At 54.4% G+C, this 8,171-nt stretch carries 7 protein-coding genes; 3 read left to right on the top strand and 4 right to left on the bottom strand.

What is annotated here, in order from left to right:
* Window positions 1-151: 151 nt before the first annotated feature.
* The gene (locus K2I50_RS06140; RefSeq protein ID WP_301025324.1) at window positions 152-2,233 is read right to left on the bottom strand and encodes a beta-N-acetylhexosaminidase; all 2,082 of its coding nucleotides are present in this window, start codon (window positions 2,231-2,233) and stop codon (window positions 152-154) included.
* 162 nt (window positions 2,234-2,395) lie between these two features.
* On the opposite strand from K2I50_RS06140, the gene K2I50_RS06135 reads away from it, so the two are divergent.
* The 3 genes from K2I50_RS06135 to metA are packed head-to-tail and all read left to right on the top strand — an operon-like array spanning window position 2,396 to window position 5,563.
* Entirely contained in the window at window positions 2,396-3,829 is a 1,434-nt protein-coding gene (locus K2I50_RS06135; RefSeq protein ID WP_301025323.1) for a tetratricopeptide repeat protein, read from the top strand.
* Window positions 3,813-4,652, top strand: a complete 840-nt coding sequence (locus tag K2I50_RS06130; RefSeq protein ID WP_301025322.1) for a histidinol-phosphatase — start codon at window positions 3,813-3,815, stop codon at window positions 4,650-4,652. The genes K2I50_RS06135 and K2I50_RS06130 overlap by 17 nt, the downstream gene beginning before the upstream one ends.
* Window positions 4,643-5,563 (top strand): homoserine O-acetyltransferase MetA, encoded by a 921-nt coding sequence (metA, locus tag K2I50_RS06125; protein WP_301025321.1) that lies wholly within the window; start codon window positions 4,643-4,645, stop codon window positions 5,561-5,563. Before K2I50_RS06130 ends, metA begins: the two co-directional genes overlap by 10 nt.
* Window positions 5,564-5,590: 27 nt before the next feature.
* Here the strand turns inward: metA and K2I50_RS06120 are convergent, their stop codons facing one another.
* From K2I50_RS06120 to K2I50_RS06110, 3 genes are read right to left on the bottom strand one after another with little or no spacing between them, the layout of a single operon-like run.
* Window positions 5,591-6,157 (bottom strand): sugar O-acetyltransferase, encoded by a 567-nt coding sequence (locus K2I50_RS06120; protein WP_301025320.1) that lies wholly within the window; start codon window positions 6,155-6,157, stop codon window positions 5,591-5,593.
* Between the two features lie 33 nt (window positions 6,158-6,190).
* Window positions 6,191-7,294, bottom strand: coding sequence for a lysylphosphatidylglycerol synthase transmembrane domain-containing protein (locus tag K2I50_RS06115; protein ID WP_301025319.1), 1,104 nt, complete (start codon window positions 7,292-7,294; stop codon window positions 6,191-6,193).
* A 9-nt stretch (window positions 7,295-7,303) separates the two neighbouring features.
* Window positions 7,304-8,035, bottom strand: coding sequence for a potassium channel family protein (locus K2I50_RS06110; protein ID WP_301025318.1), 732 nt, complete (start codon window positions 8,033-8,035; stop codon window positions 7,304-7,306).
* Window positions 8,036-8,171: the final 136 nt, after the last annotated feature.

Below are 8,171 nucleotides of genomic sequence, written 5' to 3'. Positions count from 1 at the left end.
CTCATCACAAGCGAAAATATGCTCGACGATTGACCGCCCTGACGGTAACATTTATTATTAAACAAGCTCTAAATCAACATCGGCCATACGGAGCGAATCCGTATGGCCGATGTTGATTTAAATGAGATACTCCACACCAGCGGGGAGATGGTCAGCGAATCACGATTTCGTCGAGGAACATGAAGTGTGAGCGGTTGAAGGCCTGGTAGCGCACGTAGCGTGCTTCAGCCGAGCCGGTCCAGCCGTAATTGCGGAACGATACTCCTGAATCCTCCTTAGGCTCATGCTCTATTACGGTAAGCGGAGTAAAGTCTGTGCCATTGTCGGAAACCGATATCACCACCTTGACCGGAAACCACACGTCGGGACCACAAATCTGCATGAAGTCAGCGCCGATATACGACAGTTTCTCCTTACGCTCGAGGTCTATGGTCACATCAAGAGCGCGGTCGGTAGAATCGTTGAAGAAACCCTGCCAGCGGAAATCGTTGTAGTTCCATCCGCCACGCAGACCATCGGTAAGGGTCTTGGCCTCAGCCGCGGGATAGCTCTTCGACCAGTTGCAATCGTTGTATACCACGCTCTTGCCCTGTGCGAGATGGCTTACCGGCTCCAGCGCCTCCTTGCGGTTGCCCACCTCGGCGCGCATGTCGAATACATTGTATCCGTCGCGGGCAAGACGGTCATTGGCAGCAAGCGCACGGGTGTAGAAGTTGTCGTACTCTCTGAGCGACTGTGGAGTCCATGCCACTTCGGCCAATGCGAGCAGACGCGGATAGAGCATGTACTCGGCATGGTCGTCGGTAGCGATATACTCGGTAAACAGGGTGGCTTCCACTCCCTTTATATGCTCCTTGACATCCACCGCCAGTGAGTCGGGGGCCGGGTCGAAGCTGTAGACAAGCTCGAGAGGCAGGTAGCCGCCTATGGCCTCGGGCTGTGTGGCCGGGGCATCCTGATAACCGTCGAAATAGCAGAAGCGGCCGGGGGCCATCACTGTGGCATGGCCGGCCGAGGCAGCCTTGACACCGGGCTCGAAGCCGCGCCACGAGAGCACAGCCGCTCCGGGAGCCACGCCGCCGTCCATTATCTCATCCCAGCCCAGCAATGTGCGTCCCTTCGAATCGAGATAGCGGTCGATGCGGTGGATAAGATAGCTCTGAAGGCCGTCGACATCCTTTATGCCCTCCTCGGCCATACGTGCCGTACACTTCGGACACTTTTTCCAGGCATCCTTGGCAGCCTCGTCGCCACCTATATGTATGTAATCCGAGGGGAACACCTCAATCACCTCGTCGAGCACATTCTGAAGAAACTCATATGTGGCCTCATTGCCCGGACAGAACTCGTGATGCTTGTAAGGCTCGCCGGTACACGACAGCTCGGGATATGCTGCAAGCACTTCGGCAGAATGTCCGGGCATCTCAATCTCGGGAATGACGGTGATATAGCGGTCGGCGGCATACTTTATGATTTCGCGCAGGTCGTCCTTGGTATAGAAACCGCCGGTCGCCTCAGGGTCGGTCGCCTCGCAATATTTGTTGTCCCAGTTTTTCCATGAGCCACCCTTGCGCCATGCGGCAAACTCGGTAAGGCGCGGATAGCGGTCGATCTGCATGCGCCATCCGGCGGCATCGGTAAGATGCAGGTGCAGCTGGTTGAGTTTGAGCGCAGCCATGGCGTCAATCTGCTTCTTGACGAAATCCTTGTCGCGGAAGTTGCGGCTCACGTCGAGCATAAGCCCGCGGTACTGAAAGCGCGGATAGTCCACTATACTGCATTCGGGTATTTTGCCTCCATACGTATCGGCAAGCTGCCCGAGCGAATGGGCGGCATAAAACAGTCCGGCCGCCGATGTGGCACGTGCCTGCACACGGTTGCCGGTAATATCGAGCACATATCCCTCGGGCGAGCTGTCGCCGGGAAGAGAGCTGACAATCGAAAATTCAATACTGCCGCGGCTCTTCGCGTCAGAACTGCCGGTCACTCCGAAACGGCTCTCCATATATTCTGCAATGCGGTCGCGCTCGGCGGCAGGCACACCCGAATATGACACGGAGATACCTTTGTCTATATCAAAGCACGCCTTCCGGCCATTTTTTATATCAATACTCACAGGGCGAGGCAATATGCCTCCGGCTGCAATCTGCGGTGAGTCGGCGGCTTCGGCAGAAGTCCCTCCGATACATACGGCTAACGCCGCCATTGCAGCTAAAAGATTAGTTTTATTCATGATAATATTGCTACTTTTTCCAAAGGCCGAAAGTACAATATTCTTTTGTAATTTTGATATCATGATGCCATAAAAAAAGCAAAAAACAGAGCGAAAGCACCAGATATGGAAAATATTGCGTAATTTTGGGTTGCAAAAAACGTATATTCCAATCAACAATACATGAGACTGACCGGATATATCATAGCGGGCGCAATGGCCCTTACATGGGGAACAGCGCCGGCTCAGACTCTCGACGATGCTCGTCAGATGATGCTCGACGGCGACTATGCCGCCGCACTGCCTATATTTGAAAAAGCCCTTTCAGCCAAGCCAAAGGACGCGTCGCTCAACCAGTGGGTAGGCGTATGCCTGTTGCGCACCGGCAATCCCAAGAAAGCAGAGCGATATCTCAAGGTGGCCGACGAACGAAAGGTGATCGAGGCGCCGCGATATCTCGCAGAGGCTGCTTTCGAGCAATATCAATTCTCGAAAGCCTCCGACCTACTCGACAGATATGAGGAAGGCATAGCCACCGCCAACAAGAAAAAAGCAAGAAAAGCACCCACAATACATAAGTCGCCGGAAGCCGACGAACTGCGCCGCCGCACCATGCTCGGCCAGGCTATGCTCGACAGGGTGGAGAAAATCGTGGTAATCGACAGTATGGCTGTCGACCGCGACGAATTTTTCAAGTTCTACCATCTTAGCCCTGAAAGCGGCACTCTCAACAGTACCGACATAATGCCCGACGACTACGAGATAGCCGAGCCTTCGGAGGTCTACATGCCACAGTCGGGAGAGTTCCGCATATGGTCGGCTCCCGACAAAGATGAAAACTATGTGCTGATGGGAGCCACACGCCTCATCGACGGCACATGGGATACACCCCACCCGCTCGGAAGCGCTCTCGATGCGGGTGGCGACAGCAACTATCCGTTCATGATGCCCGACGGAGTGACACTATATTATGCCAACAACGGCCCGGAGTCGATAGGCGGATACGACATCTTCATCTCACGTAAAGATGAGAACGGATTTCTACAGCCACAGAACATAGGTATGCCCTACAACTCTACCTACGACGACTATCTGATGGCAATCGACGAGGTAAACGGCGTAGGATGGTGGGCAACCGACCGCAACCGCCTGGGCGACAAAATCACAATCTACCGCTTCATCCCGTCGGAACTGCGCGTAAACTATCCGGTCGACACCCCCGGGCTTGCCGCTAATGCGCGCATCGACTCCTACCGGTCGACCTGGCCGGCCGATGCCGACTATACCGAGATGCTGCAACGCATCGACTCGGCTGAATACGGCTCTGGCAAATCTCACCACGATTTCTATTTCGCAATGCCGGGCAACCGCATCATTACATCCTGGGACGAACTGCGCACTCCGGCTGCAAGAAACGCCATGGAGGACTATCTCGACGCCCTCAACCGGCTCGAAAGCAATATCAAGGCCCTCGAAGCAATGCGGATACGCTATGCCGGTGGCGACAGAGCTATCGCCGGACGTATCACAGCGATGGAACAGGAAATAGAGCGCGAGCGCACAGCCCTGCGCGAGATGTCCAACAAAGTAGTGCGCGCAGATGAAAAGACCCGCTGACATAGCCCGCACCACAACGCGCTACAACTTCCACAGCCACACCCAGTGGTGCGACGGAAAGGCTCCGATAGCCGAGATGACACTCGCGGCAATCAATGCCGGCATGGAGCACTGGGGATTCACACCCCACTCTCCGGTGCCGATACAATCGTCGTGCAACATGAGCCTTGAGAGCGTACCGGAATACCTGGCTGAGGTGAAACGCCTGCAGGAGCTATACGCCGGACGCATACATCTCTACGCAGCCATGGAGATTGACTACCTCGGTCCGGAATGGGGCCCCGCCTCCGACTATTTCCGCGGACTCGCGCTCGACTACAGCATCGGCTCGGTACACTTCGTGCCGAGCGACAGCGGATATGTGGATGTCGACGGACGCTTCCCATCATTCAGAGAGAAAATGCACACATACTTCCACGACGATATCCGGTATGTGGTCGACACATTCTACGACCAGTCGGAGCGTATGATTCTCGAAGGCGGATTCGACATAATAGGCCACTTCGACAAGATAGGTCACAACGCGTCGATGTTCAAGCCTGGCATAGAGGATGAAGCCTGGTACCGGGCACGCATCGACTCTCTGACCGACCTGATAATCGACCGCGGTATCACCGTGGAAATAAACACCAAGATACACGAAACGGCAGAACGCATATTCCCCTCTCACCGATGGCTCGACCGACTCATCGCCGCCAACGTCCCCATCGTGGTGAACAGCGACGCCCATGTGCCCGACAAAATCGACTCAGGCCGTAAACATGGCATAGAGTTGATAAACCGCTTAAACAACATCGACCCGACGACACTGACATGCCAGTAAGAGTACCGGTGCAGCTCCCCGCCGTAGAGACCCTCAGGGAGGAAAATATATTCGTAATCGACGAACAGCGAGCCGAGGGGCAGGACATACGCCCACTGCGTATAGGCATACTCAATCTGATGCCTCTGAAAATCATGACCGAGACCGACCTGCTCCGACTCATATCAAACACCCCTCTGCAGGTGGAACTCGACCTTATCGACACCCGAAGCCACGTGTCGCGCAACACTCCGCGCGAGCATATCGAAGAGTTCTACAAGACATTCGAGGAGATACGCGGCCAGAACTACGACGGATTCATAATCACCGGCGCCCCGCTCGAGATGGTGGAATTTGAGGATGTCGACTACTGGCAGGAACTATGCGAAATATTCGACTGGTGTCGCACACATGTCACCTCCACTCTCTATATATGCTGGGCAGCCTTCGCCGGGCTGTATTATCACTACGGTGTGCCCAAGCACCTCACGAGCAGCAAGATTTCCGGAGTGTTCCGCCATCGCGTCAACGACCAGCGCAATCCGATATTCCGCGGATTCGACGACGAATTCTATGTGCCCCACAGCCGCCACGTGCAGCTCGTGCGCAGCGATATCGAATCAATACCCGGCCTGAGTATACTGTCGGAGAGTCCTGAAAGCGGCATATACATGGTGATGGCCCGCGGAGGAAGGGAGTTCTTCATAACCGGCCATTCGGAATACTCTCCGCTGACGCTCGACTATGAGTACCGACGCGACATGGACCGTGGGCTCAATCCGTCGATTCCCGTACATTACTATATCGACGACGACCCGTCGCGCGGACCTCTCGTAAGATGGCGTTCCCACGCCAACCTGTTGTTTTCCAACTGGCTCAACTATTTCGTATACCAGGCCACGCCCTACGACATACGCCAGATTCACGACTGACCGCCGCTCGATGCCTGAAGCCGGCCATCAGGCAAGACGCTTGATAATGCGTGCCGGATTGCCTCCGACCACCACATCCGACGGCACATCGCGGGTGACCACCGAACCGGCTCCTATCACCACATTGTCGCCGACGGTCACGCCCGGAAGTATTGTCGCCGAACCGCCTATCCACACATTGTTGCCTATGGTGACAGGCTCGGCCCACTCCACCCACTTGTTGCGCTCCGTGGCGTCGAGCGGATGGCATGCAGTGTATATGCTCACGTTCGGACCGATAAGCACATTGTCGCCGATGGTCACACGGGCCTCGTCGAGTATGGTAAGATTGAAGTTGGCAAAAAACTTCTCTCCGACATGGATATTGCATCCGTAGTCGCAGCGGAAAGGCTGGTTGACCGTTATGTGTTCGCCACACGAACCGAGCAGACCACGGAGTATGGCTGTCAGAGCCTCGGTATGGCGGGGATTCGTGTTGTTGAACTCCCACAGCCGCTCTCTCGTGTCAATCAGGCGGTCGAGAAACTCGCGTCGGCCGGCGTCGTATATCTCGCCGTCGAGCATTTTCTGCCATTCGGTATCAAAATCGCTCATTGATATATCGGGTTATCGATTTATGCCTCAAATTTACGATTTTTCGGGCATACTGTCCGACCCCTTCGCATTATTTCTATCGGCACGCCGCTCTATCATTATGTAAAAGGCGCTGAATATGCCGAGAGCCACAAGCATCACTGCCTGGAAACTCCAGCACACTATCGAATAGGCCGCTCCGTCGCCCGAGCTTATGCCGAAAAGAGTGAGAGCAAACATCACGGCTATATTCCACGGGCCAAGGCCACCGTTGGACGGAACAATCATACTGCACGAGCCGAACACGAACACCACCAGCCCCGGCACAAGCCCCCAGCAGCTGCCGGGGTCATCGACCAGCGCTCGGGTAAACGGAAAAGCATAGAAACAGAGATAGGTCTCCATGAAGTAGCAGGTCCAGATGCCAATGGTAAGCACCAGGTAGAGCCATATCCCCTTCATATGAAACAATACGGCAAAACCGCTCCAGATACGCTCCACGCTCTGCTGCATGCTCCTTACAGCCCTGCTGCGCCGGAAAAACCATATTCCCGCTGCCGCGAGCAGAGCCACAGCACCCAGACATATCCATAGAGAGCCGTCGGTGGCATAGCGGTGGAGCGCCTCTCCCATGGGATACCTGTCGAGGAAACGGGTGAGCTGCGGCCTGGCCACAAACAGAGTGAGCGCTATCAGAAGGGCGATGACAATACCGTCGGACGCCCGGTCGCCGAGATCGGTGCCCACGACTGTCGACAGTTTGCAGCGCTGACGGCGCGACACATACACACACCGCCATGCCTCTCCAAGATACGGAAACACGAGGTTCATGGCATATGCTCCGAATATCGACACATACTCGGCCACCACAGGCATGCGCGGTATGCCTGCCGCACGAAGCTGTATACCCCAGCGCAGGCCGCGTATCATGTGGGAGAACATCGTAACCAGCATCATACCCACGATAAACCGGTAGTCGACCCCATGGCGCACTATCGCCTCTACCCTGTCGAGGTCAACCTTATGAAACAGCCACACGACCAGAGCCGCCGAAATGCCAAGAGGCACTACGACTTTCAGTATGCGACCTGCAATGGATTTTATATCGCCATGCCGACGCCGGGAGGAGGAGGCTGAGTTATCTGATGTAGAGGCCATAGTGAGGGTTCAGGAATCTTTGTCGGATTTGTCATCGGAAAATTCCGAATTGAAGATAGCCGGATTATGGGTCTTGTTATAGCGCTGCACCCAGTTGGTGATGTAGACCGTGAAGAGCGGAAACATCAGCATCCCCAGTGCGGCAAGCACCACACCGAGTATCTTGCCGATAACAGTCACAGGATAGATATCCGACCCGATGGTAGTGGCGTCCATGCATGCCCACCACAATGCGGCTCCGTAGTTGGGCACCATGTCGTTGACGGGATGCTCGCAGTTGAGGAATATAAGACTGGAGAAGTAGATAACCATTATCACTATCACAAGATAGCTTTTAAACAGCGACGACAGACGGTTGGAGGTCATGTAGCCGATGACAATGGCAAGCGCGAGCGCACCTCGCGCCAGAGGGATAAAGCGTACGAAGTAAAGCTCCTGCGAGGTAAATTCGAAGTGGAACAGCTGCAATATATTAAGATACGGTATCGACAGCAACAGGAACAGCCACCTGCGCCGGAAATACCGCCCTTTGTTGGGCGCCATCCACAGCTCAACAAAAAAATCTATGATGAATACCACACATACCCAGAACTGGAAACGCATGTATGAACTGTTTTCAAGGAAATTCACTCCCTCGAAAGTATCAATGGATATGTACACAATCAGACCCAACGACAGAAGCAACACGATAATGTACATACATGTGCTTATCAGATGGCGTTCTCTTTCGGAAACAGTCATAATGTTGAAACGTTTATTTTAAAGCATGCCTAAAAAGCGACCTTTCTCATCAGACAAGCTCTTAGAGCTTGTTTAATAATAAATGTTACCGTCAGGGCGGTCAATCGTCGAGCAGATTTTCGCTTGTGATGAGGGA

It is taken from the genome of Muribaculum sp. (genome assembly GCF_029051885.1).
Classification (GTDB): domain Bacteria; phylum Bacteroidota; class Bacteroidia; order Bacteroidales; family Muribaculaceae; genus Muribaculum.
Note: the sequence above shows the minus strand (reverse complement) of the source record. Positions and strands in the feature narration are given on the sequence as shown.